Below are 23,820 nucleotides of genomic sequence, written 5' to 3'. Positions count from 1 at the left end.
TAATACAGTTTGTTTATGGGATAAAAGCACTTTGATTAATTCAATTCTACTTGATTTGAGGGTAATAATCTGCCTAGTATTTGTACTTCGCTTTCAACAACTTTTTCCCATTTCTCAAATTTTTCTAAGAATTTTTCCGGCTCTACTTGATGATTCCTTTATTTTTCCAATTACTCTATTCTCTATGTGTGTTTTTTCTGGTACTATCAAGTAGGCTTTAATGTTATATTTTTCTAGATTTTTAATGTCATTATGCTTTGGAAGCTTCCTCTACTTTCATGTGATGGAGCAGATATGTAAATTATTGGCTTCATTTTCAGTTACTTTTACTTTGCTGTTGATGGTTTATTTAACGTGTATGCTTTGTAATGAAGTTTATTACTTCACTTTCAATTTCAACTCTATTTCTTATTTTTGCTAGGCCGTGTCCTTCATCAATTATTCTTATGAATCTCACTTTTCTACCTAGGCTTTCTAGTTTTTCTACTAGTTGTTCTGCCTCTGTTACTGGTACTCTTGGATCGTTGTGGCCGTGTATTATTAGTAGTGGTGCCTTTATTTTCTCCACATGTGTTATTGGACTTATTTTTAGTAGCATTTCATAGTCTTTCTCTGGGTGGCCGTATTCTGGTATTCTATATTTTCTTCTCCATGGACCTGTATTTCTTAGGAAGGTTACTAGGTTTGACATTCCAACTCTTTCTACTCCACAGCTCCAATAATCTGGATATAATGCTAGGCTCATTAGGGTTGCATATCCACCATATGAGACTCCTGTTACTGCTACTCGCTTATATTCTGTTAATCCCTTCTTAACAGCCCAGTCTACTATTGCTCCTATATCCTTTAGTGATGATAGTCTTTTTTCCCTGTCGTCTAGATGGATGAATGTTTTGCCATATCCATTTGAACCTCTAAAGTTTGGTGCTAATATTAGGTAGCCTAGTTTGACTAGTATTTGTGGTAGTGTTTGGAATCTCGGCCTCATCTGGCTTTCTGGCCCGCCATGTATTACTACTACTGCTGGGTAGGGTGGCTTCCCCCTCGTTGGCTTCCATATTAGTGCTGGTATTTTCATTCCATCATAGCTTTCATACCATATATGCTCTGGTATTATCATTGACTTCATATCTAGACCATATTTTGGTGAGTAGGTTATCTGTTCCACTTTTCCTTCTCGATGAATTAGGATTTCATTTCCTATTTTTGGCCCTGAAATGGAGAATGCTAATCCTATTTTTCCCCATGAAATTTTAGTTATAACTCCTGATGGGACTTCTATTTCCTTTATATTTGAGAAGTCTATTGTGGCTATGTATAGTTTTGAGAATCCATCTTTATTTACTGTGAAGGCTATTTTCTGTCTGTCTGGGGATAGGCTTATTGCTTCAATGTTATGGTTGACTGTATAAATGTACTTCCATTTCTTTTTATCTATGTGGTATATTGCTATTCCAAGGTATTCTCTATCTTGATTTGTTATGTATATGAATTTTTCATCATCCAGTTTTATCGGTGATATGTTTAATGCTTCTTCTTCATGCTTGGTTAGGTTTACTAATTTATTTTCTTTTAGATGGTAGAGTAGTAGGTCGCTGTCTAGATTTGTATTGTCATGTCTTATTATGATGTGTTGATTATCCATCCATTCTTCAACTCTATTTCTCCCTTCCATCTTTATTATGGGGCCTTCTATCCCCTTATTATATCTGTATAGGTATAAGTCGAAGTCTATTCCATTTCTATTGTTTGATGTGAATCCCATTATGACTCCATTTTTATTCCATGCCCCTGGAATGTTAATGTCTATATTATTTCCTGCTATGTGGGTTAGCTTCCTATTCTCTATGTCATAGACATATATTTTCCATCTTTCATTTCCCTTTTCATCACTTGTAGTTGCTAATAGTCCTTTATTGCTTAATGTCATTTCTCCTACTCGACTATCTATTGGGAATAGGGTGTCTATTTTTTCTCCATCATATATCCATGGTATTGGAAGTCCAGTTGTATCGCTTAGATAAACTATGTAATTCTTCATTTTTGATGCTATTGGATTTGTTGATGATCTTATGCTTAAGAAGCGTTTAATTTCAAGAATTTGTTCTTCATTTTTATTTTGATTTAAAAACTTCTCATTCACTTTTCCACCAGCATTTAATATTAATAGAACTGCTACATTTAATGATTTAGTTTAGGAAATATAGTTTTGATTAGCTTATGTATCCTAGTGCTCTTAACCTCTTCTTTATTTCTTCTTCCTCTTCTGGTGTATATGTGTATTCTTCTTCCTCCTTTAATAATTCCTCTAATACGAATTGTACATATTCATCTACGCTTTTAAATTCTCCTTGACTTTTCTCTACTTCCTTTAATATTTTGTTGTAGAGTTGTTTTGGTATGTGTACGGCTACCTTTTCCTTCTTCAAGGATTTCACATCCATAAGCATTTATTTTATCTCTAACTATTTAACTTTTTAACCCTATCTTCAATTGACTTGATATAGTAAAGTTTAATTTAAATTGTAATCATTTTAGTTTTGAGGTGTATTTTACTTGGATTACCTTGACCTTCTAGAGTCTCGGAGCATCTATATTATTCGTGAGGCTTATTATCGTTTTAGAGATAAGCTTGCTGTCCTTGTTTCTTGGGGTAAGGATTCAACCACCCTCCTATACTTAGTTAGGAAAGCCTTTTTTGGTAGAGTTCCAATCCCAGTTGTTCATATTGACACTTCATTTAAACTTAAGGAAATCTATGAGTTTAGAAGTAAACTTGCTAGGGAATGGAATTTAAAGCTAATTATTGCGAGAAATGAAGAAGCATTAAGGGATGGTATGAATCCTAATAGGGGTCGATTTGAATGCTGTACAGCCTTGAAGACTGAGGCATTAAAGCAGGCAATTAGAAAATATGGATTTAAAGCATTACTTTTAGCCATTAGACGTGACGAGCATTCTCTGAGAGCTAAGGAGAGATATTTTTCACCGAGGGACAGAGATTTTAGGTGGGATTATCTTAGGCAACCTCCAGAACTTTGGGAGCAGTTTAATGTTGATTTTAGTGAAGGAGAGCATTTAAGGGTTCATCCCATGCTTCATTGGCGTGAAATTGACGTTTGGCTTTATATTAAGCGTGAAAATATTCCAGTAAATCCACTATACTTTTCGGGAACTAGGAGAAGGGGCTATAGATTTAGGAGTTTAGGTTGTGAGCCTTGCTGTGTCCCTGTACCATCAAATGCTAAAACTATTGATGAGATCATTGAGGAGCTTAAGGTTACAAGGATTGCTGAGAGGGCTGGTAGAGTTCAAGATAAAGAGCGTGCCTACATGATGCAGAAGCTGAGGGCTTTAGGATACATGTGAGATTAGAAGTGAAGTTTCATTAATTAGTTTATCGTTTCTCAAATGGTCTTATCAATATTAATGGAATCTTTATAATTCTAGAATAAACTATTATATCTTGATATTCCATGCCTACTCTACTTATTAGGAATATCTCAGATGAGCTACTCAGAAAGTTAAAGAGGCTAAAGGTGGAACTTGGTTGTAAGACTTGGTCTGAATTACTTGAAACACTTGTTAAACTCGCTTCCAGGGAATTCATCACATTGAATGAAGATGATTTAAGAAATATTGAGAGTGGTGTAGAGAAATTTTTAGATCTAACTGACCTAGTATCTGAGAGATGGTCTAGCCCTCCCTCAGTACTTGAAGAATTTAAAAAGTTAAGGCGCCCAGCAAAATAGTTACATTTTTGACAGATTCATATAGTCTATTATCTTTATTTAGTTTATTTGATAAACAGATTATCTCAATTGTATTTTGTCTGTTTGTTTTTCTCATAAAATAGTTTTCTCCATATAGCTCGAAATTTATTATTCAGTGCAAAAGAATTTTAGTTTTTAAATCATATTTTATGCTCGGTGAGTTTCAGTGAACATTGTTTTGGCTGGTCATGTTGATCATGGCAAGTCAACTCTCATTGGTAGAATTCTATATGACACTAAGTCTATTCCTGAGGAGAAACTTGATGAGATTAAAGGTACCTGTGAGGCTTTGGGTAGACGCTTCGAATTTGCATATATTGTCGATGCATTAGAGGAGGAAATTAGGGATGAAATGACTATTGAGACAACACATATCTTCTTTAAGACTTCTAAGAGAATGTACGCCCTAATTGATGTTCCAGGCCATAAAGAGTTTTTAAAGAATATGGTTACTGGTGCAACCTATGGTGATGCAGCCATACTTGTTGTCGACGTAACTAAGGGGATGAAGGAGCAGTCTAAGCGTCATGCATATTTAATTAGCTTACTCGGTATTAAACGTGTTATTGTTGTAGTTAATAAGATGGATTTAATTGGTTATGATAAAGCTAAATTTAATGCCGTCAAGAGGGATATCTTAAGTTATTTGCATAGTATTGATATTAAGCCCCTCTACATTATACCTATTTCCGCTTATAATGGAGACTTCGTTGTCTATAGATCCGATAATCTTCAATGGTATACTGGGCCGACAGTTGTTGAGGCATTAGATTCACTTGAAATGGTTGAGCTTAGCTACGACTTTAGAATGCCAATTCAAGACTGCTATAACATTAATAATGAAAAAATTTATGTTGGAACCATATTGGCGGGAGAAATTTCTAGAGGCGATCTAGTAGAGGTTTACCCTATTGGAATTAAAGTCAAGGTCAAAAAGATTTTACTTGAAGATGAAGTCGAAAGTGCAGAAAAGCCTATGAGCATCGGCCTAGTCTTTGAAGGTAATATCGATCTCCATCGTGGAGACGTAGTTTGTAAAGGTAGGGCGCCATTTATCATCAAGGAAGTCGACGCTTTAATATTCTGTCTAATCGACGAGATTGAGAGTGGAGATCAACTCTTGTTTTCCATTAACACACAAGAATCAAAGTGTGAGGTTTATGTAAAAGAGAAGATCGACGCTCTAACACTTTACAGAAGTATGTGTGACGCTATTGGTGAAGCTGAGTTTGGCAGAGTCAAGCTAACTCTAGAAAAGCTTTGCGTGGTTGAGAAGTTCACTACTCTACCTGAAATGGGTAGATTTACATTAAAGAGAAATGGCAAAATTATTGCTGGGGGAATAATTTGATAGTCATTTGTTTTTTAGATGATATTTGAATTTTTATATATTTTTAATCTACTTGATTGATTCATAGACTCGTAATAGTTGCTTTTCATGTTTCTCCCATATCAGCTCTTTTTTTGCGTATTCCATTGCTTTTATGCCCCTTTCTATTGCTTCACTTATGTTTTGGTGGTAGTATTTTAGGAGTTCTGTCAGTTCGTTGTAGTCGCTGAATGTGAGGCAGTGGGGCTTTAGGGTTTTAATTATTGTTGTTAGGTCTTCAGTTATAATGGGTAGTAATCCTCCATGTACGTATTCGTATGCCTTGTTAGGGTTACAGTATCTATGGAAAGGATGTTTTTTCCAAGGTATTATCCCTATGTGATGCTTGGTCAATTCATGCATCATCAGGTCATGTCTAAGGAAGCCTAATGAGTATATTGGTGGTTTTGTCATCAATTTGCTGTCACCAATGACTGTTAGTCTTCCCACTTTGTTTTCTATGAATATTTGGAGGAACCCGTTAATGTTTCTGAAGGGTGGCTGTTTCTCTGTTATCTTGCCTATGTAAACTGATGAGAGCTCATCTCTTATCACTTTATTTTTTACTAAATCTCTGACTTCTTTTTTTGTTGGAAAGTTGGGTATGACGTATGAGTTTGGATTTACTCTTCTATGCTCTTTTGCTATTTCTTCACTCACTGTTATGATGGCTGATGCTTCCCTTATCACTCTTCTTTCCCAAGTCCTCCATATAACCCAGAAGCCGAGGTTCTTTACGCTTATTCCTTTGTTGGTGATTATCCTGCTCTTTGTGCTTTTTGACCAGTATTCATGGTCATCATATATGAATGGTAGATGAAACTCGGCTGCCAACCTCGCCGCGATTATGTTGTGTGCGTGTATAACTTCTGGCTTGCACTCTTCTATCACCTTTTTGAGGGCGTTTTTCAGCTTGTTCCACCATGGTCTTAGACCAATATTTGCCTTTCTAGTGAAGGGTAGCTTGAACTTTTTTTCGAAGGGATCCATGCTTGACGACATTCCTTTCACATCTTTTCCCGCAAAGTAAGATATTATTCCCTTCTTCTTCAAGGTGGCAGCTTCCTTTTCAACGCGGACGTCTGGTAGCACGTTGTGGCTAACGTGTAGCACTTTCACTCTCTTACCTCAATTAATATTACTTGGAATCGTAAATAATTATTGTAATCGTTTACATTCACTTTAAATTTATATGTGTTTCCAATTCTCTTTAAATAGACTGGGTGGAGTCCTATGCGTGTCATGATGATTGTTGGTGTGCGCCCTCAAGTGATCAAGGCTGCCCCTCTAATTGAATTATTGAGTAATGATTCAGAAGTTGATTTTAGGCTTGTTCATAGCGGTCAACATTATGACTATGAAATGTCGAGAGTATTCTTTAACGAGCTGAATCTGCCTGATCCTGACGTCAATTTAGGGGTTGGCAGTGGCTCTCATGCTGTGCAGACAGCCAACATCATGCTCAAACTTGAGCCCTATATTGAGAGAACCAGTCCCGATGTGGTTGTAGTGTTTGGCGACGCCAACACTACTCTGGCTGGGGCTTTAGCTGCCGTTAAGATGCATGTTCCGGTGGCCCACGTCGAGGCTGGATTGAGGTCTTGGGATCTAGGTATGCCTGAGGAGGTTAACAGAGTTTTGACTGATCATTGTTCACAAGTTCTCTATGCACCCACTCAGATGGCGGTTGAGAATTTGAGGGCTGAGGGTATTCCGGATAGCATGATTCTGTTGAGCGGAGATACCATGTATGATTCCATCTTGAGACACTTGGGGGATATTGATGCTTCGGATGTTTTGGATGAGTTGGACTTAAGAGATGAACATTATGTGGTAGTTACTGTTCATAGAGCTGAGAATGTTGATCTGCCGGGTAATCTATCAGAGATCATCTCTGCTTTGCTGGAGTTGAGGAATGTTAAGATCGTGTTTCCGGTTCATCCCAGGACACTTAGGAGACTTATAGAATTCAATCTTAAGGGTAAGCTTGAGGAGGCCCCCCACATATTGATGACTAAACCAGTGGGCTACTTTGATATGCTCAGGTTGATTAGAGATGCCAGGGTTGTTCTCACCGACTCTGGTGGTGTTCAGAAGGAAGCTTTTATTTTATGTACGCCTTGTGTGACTTTGAGAAAGAGGACTGAGTGGGTGGAGACAATATATCTCGGTGGTAATGTTCTTGTTGGTGCTGATAGTAAGTTGATTCTAAGGGAAACTATACGTACATTGAGTTTGAGTGATGAGATTAGGTCGCACTTGCAAAGTATTCCCAAGCCCTATGGAGATGGGTATGCCTCGGAGAGGATAGTTGAGGATTTGAAGAGAAGGCATATTTCAGGTGAATTGAGGGTTGGGATTATAAAGTCTATGGATGTTTTTCTAGAGTGAATCTACTATTTTGATTATCTTTTGCTCGCATATGTCTTCCCAGAGAAGGTTCTTAGGTGGCTTTGGGGGTTCAATTTCTCCTCTTAAGATCTTCATTATGGTTTGGGGTAAGTGATCGGGCTCTACTAATAGGTAGAATCTTGATGGGGCTATCCCACTAGCTATCACAGGTTTGCCGTAAACGAAGTATTCACATATCTTGTGTACACCTTCATGGCTGTAAAATATACTGAAGGGAATTTTATGTCTTGGGACTAGACCGTAGTTTGCTGCCATTATATAGTCAGGTATTTTTTCTCTTTCAATCCAGCCGAACCATCTGACAACTTCTATCAATCTCTCTGCCATGGACTTTACAATGTCTCTAGCGGGTCCATCTCCAACTATCCATAGCTCTGCGTTTGATCCTCTAAGTGCTTCCGCTATTGGTGCTAAGAGGTCGGTTCCCTCAATTTTGCTTAGTTTGCCTACGTATATGAATATCTTCTTTGTGTTTGGAACACCCATTTCCTTACGTAAATCTCTTTGTCGGGGTCTTATGAATGCTCTTTCTGGATAGTTGGGTATTATTGTTACGGGCTTTACATATCTGAATTCAAGTTTCATGGGTGTGGAAACCACTATTATGTGACTGGCGTTTTTGATCATGAATCTCTCTATGACTTCTATGATTGAGTTAGCTAATCCTAGTTTCAACTCCAATCTTACCTGCTTAGCCCATGGGCTTCTTCTATCATATACATACTTCCTCTTCAAAAACGCTAGGGGTAGATATATTATGTCTGGTATGTTCTCAACCCAATACAAGTCTGCTTTCAAGAGAATGACCTCAAAGATTGAAAAAAGATAATTGAATATCGCCTTCAATATCCTTGGTCCACGTTTAAGAGGCTTTCTTGAGCCCCAAACCTTAACCTTGTAGCCGTGTTTAGCTAGGGTTTTAGCGATCTTTAGAGCTCGGGGATGGCGCCAAGCCTCGTAAGATAAGACGGCAATGTTCTTCCTTTTCTTCAAACTTCTCCCTCTATATATGGTGAATTTGAGGTAGCTATGATTCAATTGTTTTTACATGCTTATAATCTAGTTCACTTTCTCTTAAGTCTCTTCCCATACATATAAAGCTTATTACTTCCAAGTATTCTCTAGTTTAATTAGTGTTCTGACTTGGGAGGCTTTATAATGATTGAATATAACCTTTTACTCAAAGATGACTTGAAAATCGATCCCCTATCACTTCATAGCAGTATAGGTAATGTTATTGGTGAAATTGAGATTGGTAAAGTTAAACCAATCTTAGATAAACCCTGTGTAATTGAGAAATTTAATAATCTGCCTGAAATGGGTAGATTTACATTAAAGAGAAATGGCAAAATTATTGCTGGGGGAATAATTTGATAGTCATTCTAGGCCTAGACGGACTAGAATACAACTATGTAGTCCAATTCAACTGTAAAAATCTAATGCAAAAAAGCTATGGGAAAACCGACATATCCGAATTCACTGAACCAAGAACAGTTATATTATGGTCATCCTTCCTTGCAGGGAAAAACCTGGAAAAAAGAATATTATCCCTAGGAGAAGAAAACCTTTGGAAGTTTAGACTAAAACCAGAAGAAACTCTTTTCTCAAATTTTAAAAAATGGAAAGCCATAGACGTTCCAGGCTTCACCCATAAATATGAAAAACACAAAAAGGAAAGAGAACTTCTAAAGAAATTTTTCGACAAAAAAATTGACATAAAAGAATACGACAGAGTCATTTATAGACACTACAATGAAAATAAAAAGGAATTTCTAGAAGCACTTAAAGAAGACTATGAAATCATCATGGGCTACTTCTCCCTAGCAGACAGCATAGGCCATCTAAGCTTCGGATTAAAATTCAAAATGAAAATCATCTACAAAGAACTAGATGAACTCGCAGCCATAACCAGCAAACATGCCGACTACATGCTAATTATATCCGATCATGGAATGAAACCTATTGGAAGATTTGGTGACCACAACAATTATGGTTTCTGGTCACTAAACAACGAGATAATCATGAGTAATCTAAAAATTACAGAGTTTAGAGAGTTGATAGTCTCATGGATGTCAAGTAAATGAGGATCTTTTTATACTTCTCCTAATCTTTCTCACTTTATACTTTATTTTAGTCTTTTCTTCCATTCTTATATGTTCAATGATGATGCTTCTCATTTTTTTCGCAATATATGGGTAATTGTTTATAATATTTACCTTCTCCTGCGGATCTTTTTCTAAATTATAAAGCTCCTCAATTTTACCTTTATACAAAATATATTTCCACTTTTTTGTTATACATGAATAACTTGTATACTTAGGTCTACGGAAAACGAAACCTTGAATATATATTCCCTCTTCATCATGTGATGCTTCACAAATTAGATAATCTTTAGATTTATTCGAAAGTAAATTTATCCCTCTATATTTTCTGGGAGGAGAGATTCCATAGAGAAACAGTATTGTGGGAGCCAAATCTAATTGAGAAACAAGTTTATCACTAACACCTCTTCCACATCCATGAATTATTAATGGGATGTGGATTATTTCTTCATAAAACTTTGCAATATGTCCAAAGGATCCGTGCTCATAGAATTCTTCTCCATGGTCTGCAGTAATGATAATTACAACCTCACTCTCTATACCCGCATCCTCTAGAAATCGATAGAGCCTATTTAAATTGAGATCAATATAATGCAGTTTATCATCATATACATTTACTATTTGTCGAAGATATTTTCTCCTAGGCCTTAATATTTTCACTTGCTGATATCTAGAAAGATCTTTGGAGAAAATTCTCTTTATATTTGTATTCAGTATTAAGTAAGGTACATGTAAATCCATGTAATGTAGCCATAAGAAAAATTTTTCAGAGTAATTTTCTTCTAGCCACTCAATTGCTTTCTCAGTTATAGTTTCAGCAGAAGCGTATGGTGAATTTGGCAATTTACAAAATTTCTTTAGAAAGGAAATAATTTGACTTATAGTTTTATATGAATGAATTATTTTTGATATTATGTTTCTGGTTTTTCCTCTCCTTCTATTGACCTTCGGTTTAAAGAAATCTTCAAAAAAATCAAAACCTCGATTGTATCCAAAGATTCTGCTTAAATAAGGGTTTGAATGTATGGCTGCAGTTTTAATATTATTTCTTTTGAGTACTTCGCTTACAAAAATTCTATTTTCTAAAGTTATGTATCTTCCTTTTTCAAGCGGATATGATGAGGTCAATATGGATGGGAAAGCTGCTAAAGTAAAAGGACCATTTGCATAAGCCTTTCTAAATAAAAACCCATTTTTCGCTAAAGAATCTATGAAGGGTGTAGTATCTCTAGAATATCCATAACAACCTAGATGCTTCACTCTTAGACAATCTATTGTAACTAATATTACACCTCTCATACTAATCGGAAATGATTATATAAAATGTATAATTTATTTTTGGCTTTATTGGAGATAGCTTAGTCGATAAACATTGCTGTTTTTATTTCATAATACGACTAATCTAAATTTAATAATAGATTGAGGGTCACTATAATCTGCTTTCTAGTATTTCCTTGATTCTTTTAATTACTTTTTCAGGTTTATTTTTATCTGGTAGCTTCTCAAACAGTGTATAGTCTTTTTCCTCATCATTCCAGCTTATCGTCTTACATCCGCATGCCATTGCTTGTAGACCTAGATAGCTGTTTGTCTTTATTATTTCGCCAAAATGACCATGATGTATATCAAACATGTATTTATATTGATTTAAGAGTTTAGGCATTTCATGATATTTTATAGGTTGTTTTGTACAGTCGATTATTTCGTAGTTTACATCGTATTCTTTACTTATTTTATCTGCTATTTCAATGACTTTAGGATATGCTTCATGTCTTCCATACTTAAGGAAGAGTATGGCCTTTTCTTTTCTCTTTAAATTCATTGGTTTAAAGTGTTCGATATCAACTGGGTTAGGAACCCAATGTACATTAGACGGCGCTCCATTCAGAAGATCCCTTGTGCTTACAATTATTATGTCAGCATATTTGTAGTATTTTCTTTTTTCCTTCCATTTTCCACGTATGTCTGTTCCATGATAATGGATTATTTTTATTTGCTTTCCTATTTTTGGGAGTCGAAATAATATTGATGCAAAGTAATCATCTGCATGTACATGCATAATTTCACTTTTCAATGATTTTAAATATAATTTTATGAGAAATGTTCTCACTCTATTTGCCTTTATTGGCTTGTAGTATTGTTGATATACTTTATGAAAACCATATAATTCTTCTGATTTTGATGCAAAACCATCATCTTTAAGTCTGGTTACTACTATACTTTTCCAGTTACATATCTTATTTTGATATTTAGCTATAACTGCAGATACGCCAGCAATATTGAATACGTGAATAATTTCCATTGCTATCACTCATATTTATATTGTATAGGCATTTTCATTTTATTTCTTGCTTTGTCATACTTACAATTTTCCTAAGAAATGTTATTTAATTTTATTTATAACTTAATATTATTCATTGGAGATGGTTTTATGGTTGATGATTGTGCTGTTATTCCTGCTGCAGGTTTGGGTACTAGGATGCTTCCCTATACTAAGGAAATTCCTAAAGAAATGCTTCCTGTTGTGGTTAAGACCGATGTTTCCTTTGAATTTAAGCCTGTATTGCACTTTATTTTTGATGCATTGTATGATGTTGGTGTTAGATACTTTTATTTTATTGTTGGTAGGGTAAGCGTATAATTGAGGATTACTTTACACCTGACTGGAATTATGTTGAGTATTTGGAGCATATTGGCAAGTCTGAGTTGGCTAATAGGCTTAGAATTTTCTATGATAGACTTGAAAGCTGTAATATTTTGATGGTTAATCAGCCTGTCCCTAGAGGTTTTGGTGATGCAGTTTTGAGGGTTGCACCTTTCATGGCTTCTGATACATTCTTCATACATGCTGGTGACGACATCTTATATCCAGACCATAGTAGCAATCTTTCTATGATGATTAATCATTTTGAGAGATATAATTTAGATGGAGTCTTGCTCTATGAGAAGGTGGATAATCCTGAGCTTTATTATCCACTATTAAAATAGGATTCCTGTGAATCCTATTTTAGGGTTTATTGTAGATGCTAGTCTAGTTATGAAGTCTTGAAATGTTATCGGATAATTTTTTCTTCCAAAACTGATCAAAGCCACGTTACCTTTGCTTATCTCTCTAATATATTCCCTTATTTTTATGTCTAATATGGTATCTGCATCTGTATTTAGTATTATGTCGTTTTTAGCTAGTTTAAAGCCATATCTTCTTAGGAAAGCTACTCTAAATTTCCATTCTGGTGATGGTTCATTTAGTTCTATAAACCTGGTTTTATCTAGATATTTGAAATGTTTGGCTATTTTTCTGGCTACTTTTAGGCTATTGTCTGTACATCTATCAAAAATTAAGATTACTTCATCGGGTTTTAACTTGAATATTGATGGTAAGCTATAGTATAGAAATTTTTCTTCATTATGTATTGGCATTACAACGCTGAATTTTACATTTTTCTCTGCATTTCCCCCTGCTCCATCTCTTCTCATCACAATTCACAATCCTGCTTTCTAATAAAATTGAGTTATTAATCTTTATTTGTTTTAAGCCATAGCCATAGATATAATATTCTTATTTTGGATTTCTTGTTTTTAGACTTGATTTCCTTTCCTATTAACTGTGATAAGTATGAATCTTCAATGTAGCCTCCTATTTCACTGCATATTTCATGGATTAATTCTTCGTTTTCCATTAAGGGTTTTATAACTTGTTTCATTCCTCTCTTTTTCACTGTTTTTAAGTAGCTTTTTGGTAGTAAGTTGTATTTCTCCGCTATCTTGATTAGTATGTATTTATTTATTTTGGTGTGGTACTTGAGTTTTGATGGTATCTTATACGTGGTTGACATTAGTTTTACATCTAAATATGGTATTTTTGATTTTAAGTTAAATTTGGATGTAATGTTGTTTATGGTCATTACGTCGAAGTTTATTAGTTTTGGAAGTGTGGATAAACATTTAGCATTGAGTTCATCGTTTTTAGCCATTATTTCTATTTTTTGGTTATTGATTTTAGTTCTTCTTTTACTGTTTTTCCAGCTTTCCTTATTGCTTCAGTATTATAGTTAAAGTAGTTGTCTAGATATGTCCCTAATATAAAGCCTTCTAAACTGCCTTTTCCTTGCCCTGAAATATATCCTTGAACTGCTTGTTTAACTATCCTTTTCGGTATTCTTATACCGGATTTCTTCATTCGACATAGCATACTTACTGTTTTTTGTATGGCCTTGTTTTTGAATATTTTTACTAGCGGCTTTTGATCCCAGTCAAATTTATTGGGTGATGTTCTTTCTATGCTTATTATTGATCCTCCAAGTCCCGCATATACTTCCTTGTAGTTTCTCCTTTGCAACTCTCTTATTACTTCATAATGATTTAGGAAAGCCGCTTTTGATACTGGTTCTTCAATATAGCTTATTGCTTCTAAGTATTTTCCTAGTATCTCTTCTCCTCTTGCTTTAAACTCTAATTTTATTATTGGAATGTTTAAGTATTCCACAATTTCACATGTATTTTCATATTCACTATAGAAGTTGGGGATTACCAGGTTTATGGCGGTTAAATTTTCATTATACTTTGCTATTAGTGTTGCTAGTAGGGTTGAATCTATTCCTCCACTTAGCATTATGGCTGGTTTTTCATTGCTTTCTACTCTTTTCCTTACTGCCTCCTTCATGTATTCATAGATAGTTTCAAGGATTTTTTCAGTTAGACTTGGTGGATTTTCATAATCAATATAGTCTTTATGGGTTATTATTTTCTCATGACTGTCTATTTTTATTGTTACTTTTTCTCCTGGAGCTGTTTTTGTGAATCCTTCTATTATGGTGGTTTTTATTGGAGGTATGTCTGTGGCTAGGTAGAAGAGTGTTGCTTTACTGTTTAGCTTTATTTTTAATCCTAAGTTTTCCATTGTTTTTATTAGGTGTCTTAGTGATGTACTGAAGGCTGTATAGTTTTTGTCTTGGTAGAAGTATACTCTTTTAGTGTTGAAGTGGTCTACTGTTATTTCAATTTTGCTTGGTGTTAATTTTATTATTGTTGAGTCTGAGTCTAATGCTTTAGGAGTGTCTGTGTAGGTTATTGTTAGTCTTTCATTTGTTTTATTTAATATTATGTTGCTTTTGTTGCTGTAGCCTATAATTGTGTTTGCTTGAGGTTTTACTGTTTCTATTGCTTGGTTGTAGAGTTTTTTGGCTGTGTTTATGAAGGGGTCTTCAATATCTTTTAACTTGTTGTTTTTGCTTGTGCAGCCGAATATTACTGGCATTATTGCACCCTTAAGTTTATATAGGTATTACTGCTCCTGGGTTTAAAATGTTGTTTGGATCAAATATTCTCTTTATTTTCTTCATTAACTCTAGTTGTTTCTCATCTATACATTTGGCCAGGCTTGATATTCTTATTCTTCCTATTCCATGTTCTCCTGTTATTACTCCTCCTAGTTTTAGGGCTGCTTCATATATTTCACTTCTTAGCTTTTCGATGTGTTCTATGCCTTTTTCTTCATTCATTATGTGTATGTGTAGGTTTCCGTCTCCTGCATGTCCGTAGGCTGGTAGGTATGTGTCGTATTTCTCTGCTATTCTGTCTATTTTGTCTATGAATTTTCCTATGTTTGCTGGTGGTACTGTTGTGTCTAGTATGTCTGCTGTGTTTGATTTTAGGGCTAGGTAGATGTTGCTTCTAATTCTAAGTATTCTTTCCTGCTGGTCTCTTGGCTCTGCGAATAATGTCTCTAGTGCACCGTTTTCCTGACATGTTTCTGCTATTTTTAAGCTTTCCTGAAGCATTTGATCTCTACTTTGTTCTGCTACTATTATTAGTAGGTAGCATTTTCCTTCTTTTACTGGCCATTTTTCTCCTAGTTGTTTTGCTGTTTTTTCCATTAATTCTCTTTCAACATATTCTATGGCTAGTGGCATTCTTCCACTTTGTAGTATTTTTGGTACGCTGCTTAATGCGTCGTGGCGATTGTTGAATGGGATTACTAGGGTTGCTGTTGCCTGGAATTTTGGATATAGTCTTAATATGGCTTTGGTTATTATTGCTAGTGTTCCTTCACTTCCAATTATCAGTTGCATTAAGTCGTATCCCATATTGTTTTTCTGTAGTTTTCCTCCTAGTTGTAGTATTTCTCCTGTTGGCAGGACTACTTCTAATCCTTTAACATAGTTTCTCATTACTCCGAACTTTATTGCTCTTGCTCCTCCCGCATTGGTTGCTATTAGACCTCCTATTTGTGCGCTTTCATCTCCTGGGTGGAGAGGGAAGAATAGGCCTGCTTCATCGGCTGATTTTATTAGTTTTTCTAGTGTTGCTCCTGCATCTGCTATTGCCATGAGATTTTCCCTGTCTATTTCAATTTTATTCATTCTTTCTAGTGATAATATAATGCCGTCTTGAGTTGGTATTGCGCCTCCTACTAATCCGCTTCCCCCTCCTCTTGGGTATACTGGTGTTTTTGTCTTGTTTGCTATTTTCATTATTTCTGATACTTCTTTTGTGTTTGCTGGTTTTACTAGTATTATGTTTTCGGCTGGCTTTGGTCTTATTGGTGTTGGTGTTTCGTCTACTAGGTAGCTTTTAATTTTTTCTCTATTAAAAACTACATTTTCTCTTCCGACAATTTCAATTAGACGCTCAATCAAGTTATCACGTCCATTTTAAGTTAAGTTGGGCAGATACCTATAAGACTTAATTTTTTGATCATCAGGTATGTTATCTACACTATCAAATGTGAAGTTCAATTTCTCTAGTCATCGCTTTATTATATTAGTTTGAGGGAGCTGATAAAGCGAAGTCAGCTTCCACATTATCAACTATCTTAGGCTTACTTTGGCCAGTTAAATTATGGAATGCATAGTCATATACTTCCTCGAATGGTAGTTTTCCATCTGGATTTGCATGGGGATTTAGGTTTGGGTCATCAGCTTCCCCTTCAATTATCCCCTTAACTATGAACCAGTATGTAAATATTCCATGTCCAATAGTTGATTCAAAGGATATAGCCTTACTAGCCATTATAACTAATACATTTTCTATATTGAGGTCATCTGCAAATTTCCCTGCAAAACAACTATCAAATATTACTACAACTCTTCTGGCATTTTCAGCTATTTTAACTATGTAACTTGCTAATTCATAATCCCATAAGACAGTCCCATCTTGTAATACTATTCCTCCACTAATACTTCCTCCAGTCTTTATTGTCCCATGGCCAGAGAAGTAGAATAGTACATCATCTTTACTCTTAACAGTTTTACTGACTTCTAACAATGCATTTATAACGTCGCTCCTAGTTGCATTACCATTAGCTTCATCTTCTGGTGATATTAAAAGTTTTATTGAATCTCTAGGGACTTCATAAACCATTGTTAATGCATCTAGGACAGCTAGAGCATCGTCATCAGCATATCTTAAATCTGAGATATCCTCTGGACTGTACTCTGAAACTCCAATAACTATTGCATAAGTATCTCCAATTCTCTCATAGACTATTCCAGTTGAAACAGGTCTATTGGCATAAATTGTGGCTGGCGTCAATGCTAATATAACAATTATTAAGGAGGCTAAACTCAGCTTTTTCATAATAAAATTTCCTCATCCTCTCTTTTAAATTTTCTTAACAAATGTTAATTGATTTCCAGATTTCATGTAGATAGATGGATCAGCGTAAAATTAATTTTTAATTCGTTTCCTAGTATTACAATAAGATTTTTATCTCATATATCTCTTGTTTTAATGGTGGTTAGATATGTATGCAAGAGAGATTCTGAGAGAAGTAGCCTTTGCAGGTAGAATGCTCAGTAAGTATACTCCAGAGGCTGCTGAAACTTTTAATAAATTTATGGAGGCTACCCTTGAGAGTGGAACTTTACCATTGAAGATTAAGGAACTCATATTGATTGGTATTGGTGTTGCTATTAGATGTGAGCCATGTGTTATTCTCCATATTAGGAAAGCTCTTGAGGCTGGTGCTACCCCGCAGGAAATTGCCGAGGCCATTGCATTGGCAGCATTAATGGGTGGTGGACCGGTAGTTGCATCTTCTGCTAAAGCTTTTAGAGCTCTCGAAGAATTAGTTGAGCGTAAAAAGAAGTTTAAGCATTAAATGTAGCTGCCTCTAGTATCTAAAATTTAATTTACTTTTATTATATCTACTTTTATTGGTGTTTTGATGAGGCTCCCATTAGAATTTTTTGATGAGCTTGAACGTGTTTATTCTAAGTATTGGTGGAGTAATGATTCTGAAAGTGTTTATCTCTTTGCCCGTAAGGATCCCTTCAGACTTTTAGTATTCACTATCCTATCCCAGAATACTAGTGGTGAGAATGCTGTTAGGGGCTTTAAGAGTTTGGCTTCTCGCTTTAGGATTGAGCCTGAAGTTTTGGCTAATGCTTCTCTATATGATGTTGCTGAGGCTATTAGGGTTGCTGGTTTGCATAGGGTTAAGGCTTCAAGGATTATTGAGGCTTCAAGATATATTATTGATAGGTTTAATGGTGATTTGAGTTTAGTTTTAAGTTTGCCTCCAGTTCGTGCTAGGGAGCTTTTAATGGAGATTCCAGGTGTTGGCCCTAAGACTGCTGATGTTCTTTTAAGTGATTTTCTCGGCTTTTCAAATGTAATTGTTGTGGATACTCATATGAGGCGTTTAGCTATTAGGCTTGGATTGGTTGATGAGTCTGCAAGTTATGATGAAATTCAAGGGGCTTTAAGTAGCATTATCCCTTGGAGTGAGATTGATGGTTCTAAGTGGAGGAGGATTATCACTTTGCTTTGGTTTTTGGCTAAGTATACTTGTAGAGCTATTAAACCTAGATGTCAAGAGTGTTTACTTAAAAAGTATTGTAAATTTTATTTGGATAGGAGTTGATACTATTTTGCTAGGTATTTTGCTTCTAGATAGTTTAGGAAGTATTTTGGATTTATTTCTTCTCCAAAGCTTCTTTTTAATAGTTCTTTTGGTGCGTAAGTTGAACCCCATTTATGTATTTTCTCCTTTAAGTATCCTTGTATTGGTTTGAAGTTTAGTTTTTCTGTATAATCATATATTTCTCCCAGCTCCTTCTCCATGTAGTGTTTAACTTGAGCTGCAATTATATTTCCAAGTGTGTAGCCTGGAAATCCTCCTAATCCTCCACTCCAGTGTATGTCTTGTAGTAGTCCTTCTCTATAGGTTTTCGGCTTCACTCCTAACAATCTCTCCATCTCACTATTCCATAGTTCTGGTAGTTCATCAACCTTTACTTCTCCTACTAACATCATTTTTTCTAGCTTAAATCTCAATAGAATATGTAAATTATAGGTTACTTCATCTGCCTCAACCCTTATTAAACTCGGCCTAACCGTATTAAAGTATAAGTATAGATCGCTTGGAGTATAATTCTCTAGGAAGTCTAGTTTTTCTACTAGTCTTGGATATATTGCTTCTGTGAATTGCTTTGATCTTCCAATTATGTTTTCCCAGAATCTTGATTGGCTTTCATGTAGCCCTGCACTTACTCCTCCCTCTATTGGTGTTGCCATCAATCTCTCATCTACCTGTAACTCATATAGGGCATGTCCAAATTCATGTATTACTGCAAATAAACTTCTCTTGAAGTCGTATCCCTCATATCTAGTTGTTATTCTTACATCCTTTATCCCTAGGCTTATGGTGAATGGGTGTGCTGATACATCTAGTCTTCCTCTTAACCCTAAAGGATAGTTTAATATTCTTAGTATTTCTTCATTTACCCTTCTCATTGCTTCTACGTTGTATTTTTGTTTTTCAAGTTCATGTTCTGTTGGAAACAGTTTTTCTGATAGTACTTTGTCTAATACCTTCCTTATCCCCGGCTCTAGAACAGTAAATATGTTCTCTACATCCCTTGTTCTTAACCCTTCTTCTCTTAGGTCTAGTAGTGCATCATATGGGTGTTCTTCATAACCTAGATAATCTGCAATTTTCCTGTTATACTCTATTATTTTTGCTAGGTATGGTTTGAATATATCATACTTATCCTTTGTTTTTGCTTCTCTCCATTTTACTCTAGCTTCCCTTGTCAGCCTAGTGTATTCTTGGACTAGTTTTGGTGGTAGTGACTTCGCTATTTTTATCTCTCTCTTTAAAACTCTAACTACACCTTTTTCATAGTCATTTAGTTCATCGCTAATTTCTTCAGCCTTTTCAACTAACTTTATTAATTCTGGGTCTAAAGTTAACTTCTGTCTTAAAACTGCAATTTCTGATGCTGCAATACTTCTTTCTGTTACTCCTTCACGTGGCATGTTTACTTCTAGATCCCATCCCATTAATCCTGAAGCATGGTTTAAAGCCCAAATAATTCTGGTCTTCTTTAATATTTCCTTTATAACTTCATTTTCAAATAATACTTGCTCCTTCATAGATAGCACCAGATTGAACTTTAAATTTATAGGAAGAAATATTTTGCTATTTTATATTTTTATTTATTCTCCTCTTCCTCTTCTTCAATTATGATGGATTTCCTTTCTTCTCTGAATATATTGTCTAGGATGCCTCTTCTTTTCTTGCTTTCTTCCTCTATTCGCTTTATGCTTTCTTCTTGGATTAATGGTTTTCCACCCTCAATTATTATTTCAGCTCCAGGATACCTTTCTTCAAGTTCTTTTTTCAAACTTGATATGTCGATGTTTTTCCCTGCCTTTACATGGACTTTTGTTCCTTCTGGTGTCTGGATTACTGAGATTGAGTATCCTCCTTCAAGTTGCATTGCCTTTTTTTCAAACTCTTCAAATATTTTGTCCCATTTCTCGAATATTGATTCTCCGAAGAATAGATCGAAGATGCCTCCACGTTTTTTACGTTTCATTCTATCACCTCTTAGTTTAATGGGCTTCAATTTTAAACTTGATTTTCTTTAAATTTAACTTTACTTCAGCTATCAATGTGTTTTTATATTGTTTGTTTAGAATTATATTACTGGTTGACTAATATGGGTGAGAATAAGAGTCTACTTATTGAGGGTTTAGATAAATTGAAGATGTTTGCTTTAATCTCTGTTATTGCAGATTTAATTTTCGGTTTAGGCTTTATTATGTGGTTTCCAATGATGTGGTTTAGGGTTGGTATGGGGCCGCGCATAGGCTATTCTTTTCCATTTCTTTTCCTTGGTGGTGTTTCTCTTGCAATATTGATTTTGATTGGTGCAATTTTACTTTTAGTGGCTGTTTATTCTTATCTTATGGGTGCTATGAGGAGTTTGAGGGATTACGATGAATTGTCCTTTGGTACTGCATATTCACTTGTTAAGACTGGCTATATTGTTGGTTTAATCTTAATTGGGGTTGGAGCATTAACTCTAATAATTTTTATTGGCGGATTGTTAATGCTTGTTGGATTTATACTGTTATTTATAGGTAAGCTTGGCTTAATTATTGCTCTCTTCAAGCTTTATGATAGTTTTAAGGAGTCGCTTTTCCTAGTTTCAGGCATCTTATATATTGTAGGTATTTTTGTGCAAATTTTAAACTTTATTTCAGCAATTATACTTTACTTTGCATGTGACAGTGTAATAAAACAATTGTAAATTAATATTAGACTGTAAAGTATATTCTTCTTTTTGTTCTTCCCTTATTCTCTATTTTTAATAGTTTTATTTCACCTATCTCCAAGGTATTTTTTACATGGGGCCCGCCATCTGCCTGAATGTCAATTCCTTCAATTTCAACTATTCTCAACTCTTTTACTTCAGGCGGCATTCTTTCAGCCAATTTAACTATTCCTGGAATTTTCAATGCTTCTTCTCTTGTTAGGAAGTAGATTTTGACTGGAATTTTTCTTTTAACTGCTCTATTAGCCTTTCTGACAGCGTCTTCAAATATTCTTCTATCTGGTTTTTCTAGGTTGAAGTCTTCTTTGGCTTTTTCTTCATCTACATGTCCACCTGTTATAAGTGCATTATAATCTTTGTATAGAACTGCGGCTATTAGATGGGCTGCTGTATGTAATCTCATTAATCTATACCGTCTTTTCCAATCGATAGTTCCTCTAATTTTTTCACCTGGCCTTAACTTTACTTCTCCATCAATTATGTGAATTACTTCTCCAGTCTCTCTATCTAATTTGACATTTGTAACTCTGATTCTCTCGTCGCCTTTAACTAGGAAGCCTGTGTCATTTGCTACTCCCCCTGTAAGTGGATGGAAGGCTGTTTGATTTAAAATAACTTTATTCTCCTCTACTTTAACTACTTCTGCTTCAAATTCTTTTAAATAGCTATCATATAAGTATAGGAGTTTTGTTTCCATGTCTTCATCTCCACATTTAAGGTTACTTGTTAATGGTTTTTATATTATTCGAATTTTAATTATACTAGGTTTGCTAATGACCTGAATATGTAAGTGTGTAGGGTTACTAGTAGTAATGCTTTTAATGTTGTTTTTAATTTTATTGTCCCTAGTTTTCTATCTATGAACATTAATCCTTTGGCTGCCAGTATTTCTAATGGTAGGTTGAAGATTAATCTACTTTGAAGTGATCCATTTGAAAGTAAATATATGATTGATGTTGCTGTTAATATGCTTGCTATCATTTTTTCTAGTGGCTCTTTAGTGTTTAGTTTGTATGCTCCTATTATTGCTAGTGTTATTATGGGTAGGTTGGATAGATATCCTCCATATAATAGTCTGTAGGCGAATATATTGTTATGCCAGAAACTTAGTAAATTGTCTAGTATTGACTGTTTGACTACTACTTCTGTAGCCTTTACACCTTCTGTTCCACCAATTAGATTTCCCTTTAAAATATTTGTTATTCCTGTTATTGCTAAGAAGATTATCAGCATCTTTATTTGATTTTCATTTTCTTTTTCCCCTCTAATTCTTCTTAGAATTTCTATTGCTGTTAGTAGGGCTATGGATGCATAATACTGAGTGAAGGTCCATGGATGAGTAAATATTGTTAGTGACATCAGGGTAATTGATATTGCCAGTTGACCTTTACTTTTCTCTTTTAAAGATGCTACTAGGAATCCAATTGCTAGATATACTAGGGTTAATGCAAGTATGTTTGCTAGGAAGTAGGAATACATATTTACTGTTAATTTATACCCTAAGGCTGTTAGTAGCGCTGTTATAGCTGCCTTTTTTCTATTTTTTGTTGTTTGCTTAACTGTTTGATAGATTGCTAGGATTAGAAGTGGATTTAATAGTATTGGAGCATACTCTACTGCTCTTAATGCACTTATTCCAGTAATAATCTTTATTGTGTAGAGTAGAAGAATTGGAAGGGGTCTGGATCCACCTGCAACTGTGAATACTTTACCTATATTGCTTTCAACTTCCTTCAAGTATTTTTCATAGTGTTTTACATCTACTCCAACGATTTTATTTTGGGGGTTTATGTTTGGTGTATATGGATAAATGGCAATTACTATGGATAATAGTATAGAGTAGGCTAACCATATTTTGTGATTTATACTGGTTAACTTTGTTTTCTTTATTACTTGTTTTGTTATATCTCTTTTTGTTATTTTTTCTATTATTTGTATCACTTCAATTAGTATTGGCTTTATTATCCATGCCAATAAAGCCATTAGCATTAATGGTGGCACAGTTACTGTGAATGTATAGTATAGTGCTTCCTCAAGTTTTGCTATTTCACATAGGAGGCTTAGTGAAGATAAGGGTAATGTTGCCCAGTATATTAAAGATGCAGCCTCAAAGATAGTTAGCATAGCTAACATTATTGTTATGGTGTTACTGATCTGTATTATCTGGCTTTTAATTGAGATTATAACTGACATCATCGATAATACAACAATTACTCCCCCTATACCAGTTAGAGTATAAGCTACACTTAAACTCATAATTAATGTTGACATTAGAATTAAGTTTCTCTTTGACGATAAAGCTGATTGAATAAGCAGTATGGTTGATAATGTTTGTATAATGAGCAAGATTTCTCTAGACCATTCAACCTGAAAATTTCTGGTTAAAGTTACTCTATGTACTGTGGGATAGTAATTTACTCTAAATAGGTGAAGTAACATTATAATTGTTAATATTGTTTGACATGCAAGAATTGCTGAGTTCACTGTTTTACTCTTCATGATTCCACCTTTTCCTTCCCAGTAATAAGAGTTCACTGAAAATATGTTAATTTTATCTTGATTAAATATGTAAGATTTTAATTTAAATGATTATCATG

26 protein-coding genes are annotated in these 23,820 nt (G+C 34.8%); 11 read left to right on the top strand and 15 right to left on the bottom strand.

Annotated features, from left to right (window positions below):
• Positions 1 to 349: 349 nt before the first annotated feature.
• Together ACW8TM_RS08005 and ACW8TM_RS08000 are read right to left on the bottom strand one after the other, a co-directional pair.
• Positions 350 to 2,143 (bottom strand): S9 family peptidase, encoded by a 1,794-nt coding sequence (locus ACW8TM_RS08005; protein ID WP_491532769.1) that lies wholly within the window; start codon positions 2,141 to 2,143, stop codon positions 350 to 352.
• A gap of 70 nt (positions 2,144 to 2,213) precedes the next feature.
• Positions 2,214 to 2,429 carry a CopG family transcriptional regulator gene (locus tag ACW8TM_RS08000; protein ID WP_491532768.1) on the bottom strand — a complete coding sequence of 72 codons (216 nt, stop codon included), beginning with the start codon at positions 2,427 to 2,429 and terminating at the stop codon, positions 2,214 to 2,216.
• 127 nt (positions 2,430 to 2,556) lie between these two features.
• Between ACW8TM_RS08000 and cysD the strand changes: the two genes are divergently transcribed.
• From cysD to ACW8TM_RS07985, 3 genes are all read left to right on the top strand, one after another.
• Positions 2,557 to 3,369, top strand: a complete 813-nt coding sequence (gene cysD / locus ACW8TM_RS07995) for a sulfate adenylyltransferase subunit CysD (RefSeq protein WP_491532767.1) — start codon at positions 2,557 to 2,559, stop codon at positions 3,367 to 3,369.
• Positions 3,370 to 3,476: 107 nt separating this feature from the next.
• Positions 3,477 to 3,752 (top strand): hypothetical protein, encoded by a 276-nt coding sequence (locus tag ACW8TM_RS07990; protein WP_491532766.1) that lies wholly within the window; start codon positions 3,477 to 3,479, stop codon positions 3,750 to 3,752.
• Between the two features lie 187 nt (positions 3,753 to 3,939).
• Complete coding sequence (locus ACW8TM_RS07985) at positions 3,940 to 5,124, top strand: GTP-binding protein (protein ID WP_491532765.1); 1,185 nt, start codon at positions 3,940 to 3,942, stop codon at positions 5,122 to 5,124.
• 48 nt (positions 5,125 to 5,172) lie between these two features.
• On the opposite strand, the gene ACW8TM_RS07980 is transcribed toward ACW8TM_RS07985, so the two are convergent.
• Complete coding sequence (locus tag ACW8TM_RS07980) at positions 5,173 to 6,261, bottom strand: glycosyltransferase (protein WP_491532764.1); 1,089 nt, start codon at positions 6,259 to 6,261, stop codon at positions 5,173 to 5,175.
• A 114-nt stretch (positions 6,262 to 6,375) separates the two neighbouring features.
• Here ACW8TM_RS07980 and wecB point away from each other — a divergent pair, with 114 nt between their 5' ends.
• On the top strand, positions 6,376 to 7,533 hold the full coding sequence (wecB, locus tag ACW8TM_RS07975; RefSeq protein ID WP_491532763.1) for a non-hydrolyzing UDP-N-acetylglucosamine 2-epimerase: 1,158 nt from the start codon (positions 6,376 to 6,378) through the stop codon (positions 7,531 to 7,533).
• Here wecB and ACW8TM_RS07970 read toward each other — a convergent pair.
• Entirely contained in the window at positions 7,525 to 8,547 is a 1,023-nt protein-coding gene (locus ACW8TM_RS07970; protein WP_491532762.1) for a glycosyltransferase, read from the bottom strand. The two genes, wecB and ACW8TM_RS07970, sit on opposite strands and share 9 nt — an antisense overlap.
• A gap of 165 nt (positions 8,548 to 8,712) precedes the next feature.
• Between ACW8TM_RS07970 and ACW8TM_RS07965 the strand changes: the two genes are divergently transcribed.
• Both ACW8TM_RS07965 and ACW8TM_RS07960 read left to right on the top strand, forming a co-directional pair.
• On the top strand, positions 8,713 to 8,928 hold the full coding sequence (locus ACW8TM_RS07965; RefSeq protein WP_491532761.1) for an elongation factor 1-alpha C-terminal domain-related protein: 216 nt from the start codon (positions 8,713 to 8,715) through the stop codon (positions 8,926 to 8,928).
• Positions 8,925 to 9,638 (top strand): hypothetical protein, encoded by a 714-nt coding sequence (locus tag ACW8TM_RS07960; protein ID WP_491532760.1) that lies wholly within the window; start codon positions 8,925 to 8,927, stop codon positions 9,636 to 9,638. The genes ACW8TM_RS07965 and ACW8TM_RS07960 overlap by 4 nt, the downstream gene beginning before the upstream one ends.
• Here the strand turns inward: ACW8TM_RS07960 and ACW8TM_RS07955 are convergent.
• Both ACW8TM_RS07955 and ACW8TM_RS07950 read right to left on the bottom strand, forming a co-directional pair.
• Positions 9,627 to 10,955 (bottom strand): sulfatase family protein, encoded by a 1,329-nt coding sequence (locus tag ACW8TM_RS07955; RefSeq protein ID WP_491532759.1) that lies wholly within the window; start codon positions 10,953 to 10,955, stop codon positions 9,627 to 9,629. The genes ACW8TM_RS07960 and ACW8TM_RS07955 overlap by 12 nt on opposite strands.
• Positions 10,956 to 11,085: 130 nt before the next feature.
• Positions 11,086 to 11,958, bottom strand: coding sequence for a glycosyltransferase family protein (locus tag ACW8TM_RS07950; protein ID WP_491532758.1), 873 nt, complete (start codon positions 11,956 to 11,958; stop codon positions 11,086 to 11,088).
• A gap of 129 nt (positions 11,959 to 12,087) precedes the next feature.
• Here ACW8TM_RS07950 and ACW8TM_RS07945 point away from each other — a divergent pair, with 129 nt between their 5' ends.
• Positions 12,088 to 12,297, top strand: coding sequence for a hypothetical protein (locus ACW8TM_RS07945; RefSeq protein WP_491532757.1), 210 nt, complete (start codon positions 12,088 to 12,090; stop codon positions 12,295 to 12,297).
• Positions 12,298 to 12,338: 41 nt separating this feature from the next.
• Positions 12,339 to 12,644, top strand: coding sequence for a hypothetical protein (locus ACW8TM_RS07940; RefSeq protein ID WP_491532756.1), 306 nt, complete (start codon positions 12,339 to 12,341; stop codon positions 12,642 to 12,644).
• Here the strand turns inward: ACW8TM_RS07940 and ACW8TM_RS07935 are convergent.
• From ACW8TM_RS07935 to ACW8TM_RS07915, 5 genes are all read right to left on the bottom strand, one after another.
• The gene (locus ACW8TM_RS07935; protein ID WP_491532755.1) at positions 12,636 to 13,133 is read right to left on the bottom strand and encodes a glycosyltransferase family 2 protein; all 498 of its coding nucleotides are present in this window, start codon (positions 13,131 to 13,133) and stop codon (positions 12,636 to 12,638) included. The genes ACW8TM_RS07940 and ACW8TM_RS07935 overlap by 9 nt on opposite strands.
• 38 nt (positions 13,134 to 13,171) lie before the next feature.
• Positions 13,172 to 13,630 carry an asparagine synthase-related protein gene (locus ACW8TM_RS07930; protein WP_491532754.1) on the bottom strand — a complete coding sequence of 153 codons (459 nt, stop codon included), beginning with the start codon at positions 13,628 to 13,630 and terminating at the stop codon, positions 13,172 to 13,174.
• A 5-nt stretch (positions 13,631 to 13,635) separates the two neighbouring features.
• Positions 13,636 to 14,913: an asparagine synthase-related protein gene (locus tag ACW8TM_RS07925; RefSeq protein ID WP_491532753.1), complete on the bottom strand. Its 1,278-nt coding sequence runs from the start codon at positions 14,911 to 14,913 to the stop codon at positions 13,636 to 13,638.
• Positions 14,914 to 14,929: 16 nt separating this feature from the next.
• On the bottom strand, positions 14,930 to 16,294 hold the full coding sequence (locus tag ACW8TM_RS07920; protein WP_491532752.1) for an FAD-binding oxidoreductase: 1,365 nt from the start codon (positions 16,292 to 16,294) through the stop codon (positions 14,930 to 14,932).
• Between the two features lie 124 nt (positions 16,295 to 16,418).
• Positions 16,419 to 17,234 carry a caspase family protein gene (locus tag ACW8TM_RS07915; protein WP_491532751.1) on the bottom strand — a complete coding sequence of 272 codons (816 nt, stop codon included), beginning with the start codon at positions 17,232 to 17,234 and terminating at the stop codon, positions 16,419 to 16,421.
• Between the two features lie 166 nt (positions 17,235 to 17,400).
• Between ACW8TM_RS07915 and ACW8TM_RS07910 the strand changes: the two genes are divergently transcribed.
• Together ACW8TM_RS07910 and ACW8TM_RS07905 are read left to right on the top strand one after the other, a co-directional pair.
• On the top strand, positions 17,401 to 17,757 hold the full coding sequence (locus ACW8TM_RS07910; RefSeq protein ID WP_491532750.1) for a carboxymuconolactone decarboxylase family protein: 357 nt from the start codon (positions 17,401 to 17,403) through the stop codon (positions 17,755 to 17,757).
• 66 nt (positions 17,758 to 17,823) lie between these two features.
• Entirely contained in the window at positions 17,824 to 18,522 is a 699-nt protein-coding gene (locus ACW8TM_RS07905; protein WP_491532749.1) for an endonuclease III domain-containing protein, read from the top strand.
• Between the two features lie 2 nt (positions 18,523 to 18,524).
• Here ACW8TM_RS07905 and ACW8TM_RS07900 read toward each other — a convergent pair whose 3' ends face one another.
• Together ACW8TM_RS07900 and ACW8TM_RS07895 are read right to left on the bottom strand one after the other, a co-directional pair.
• Complete coding sequence (locus ACW8TM_RS07900) at positions 18,525 to 20,036, bottom strand: carboxypeptidase M32 (protein ID WP_491532748.1); 1,512 nt, start codon at positions 20,034 to 20,036, stop codon at positions 18,525 to 18,527.
• A 59-nt stretch (positions 20,037 to 20,095) separates the two neighbouring features.
• A complete protein-coding gene (locus ACW8TM_RS07895; RefSeq protein ID WP_491532747.1) occupies positions 20,096 to 20,482 on the bottom strand; it encodes a hypothetical protein in 387 nt (128 codons plus the stop codon).
• A 123-nt stretch (positions 20,483 to 20,605) separates the two neighbouring features.
• Between ACW8TM_RS07895 and ACW8TM_RS07890 the strand changes: the two genes are divergently transcribed.
• Entirely contained in the window at positions 20,606 to 21,199 is a 594-nt protein-coding gene (locus ACW8TM_RS07890) for a hypothetical protein (RefSeq protein WP_491532746.1), read from the top strand.
• Positions 21,200 to 21,206: 7 nt separating this feature from the next.
• Here the strand turns inward: ACW8TM_RS07890 and alaXM are convergent, their stop codons facing one another.
• Together alaXM and ACW8TM_RS07880 are read right to left on the bottom strand one after the other, a co-directional pair.
• Positions 21,207 to 21,920, bottom strand: coding sequence for an alanyl-tRNA editing protein AlaXM (gene alaXM / locus ACW8TM_RS07885; RefSeq protein ID WP_491532745.1), 714 nt, complete (start codon positions 21,918 to 21,920; stop codon positions 21,207 to 21,209).
• Between the two features lie 59 nt (positions 21,921 to 21,979).
• A complete protein-coding gene (locus tag ACW8TM_RS07880; protein ID WP_491532744.1) occupies positions 21,980 to 23,722 on the bottom strand; it encodes a hypothetical protein in 1,743 nt (580 codons plus the stop codon).
• Positions 23,723 to 23,820: the final 98 nt, after the last annotated feature.

It is taken from the genome of Candidatus Culexmicrobium sp. (assembly GCF_058356305.1).
Note: the sequence above shows the minus strand (reverse complement) of the source record. Positions and strands in the feature narration are given on the sequence as shown.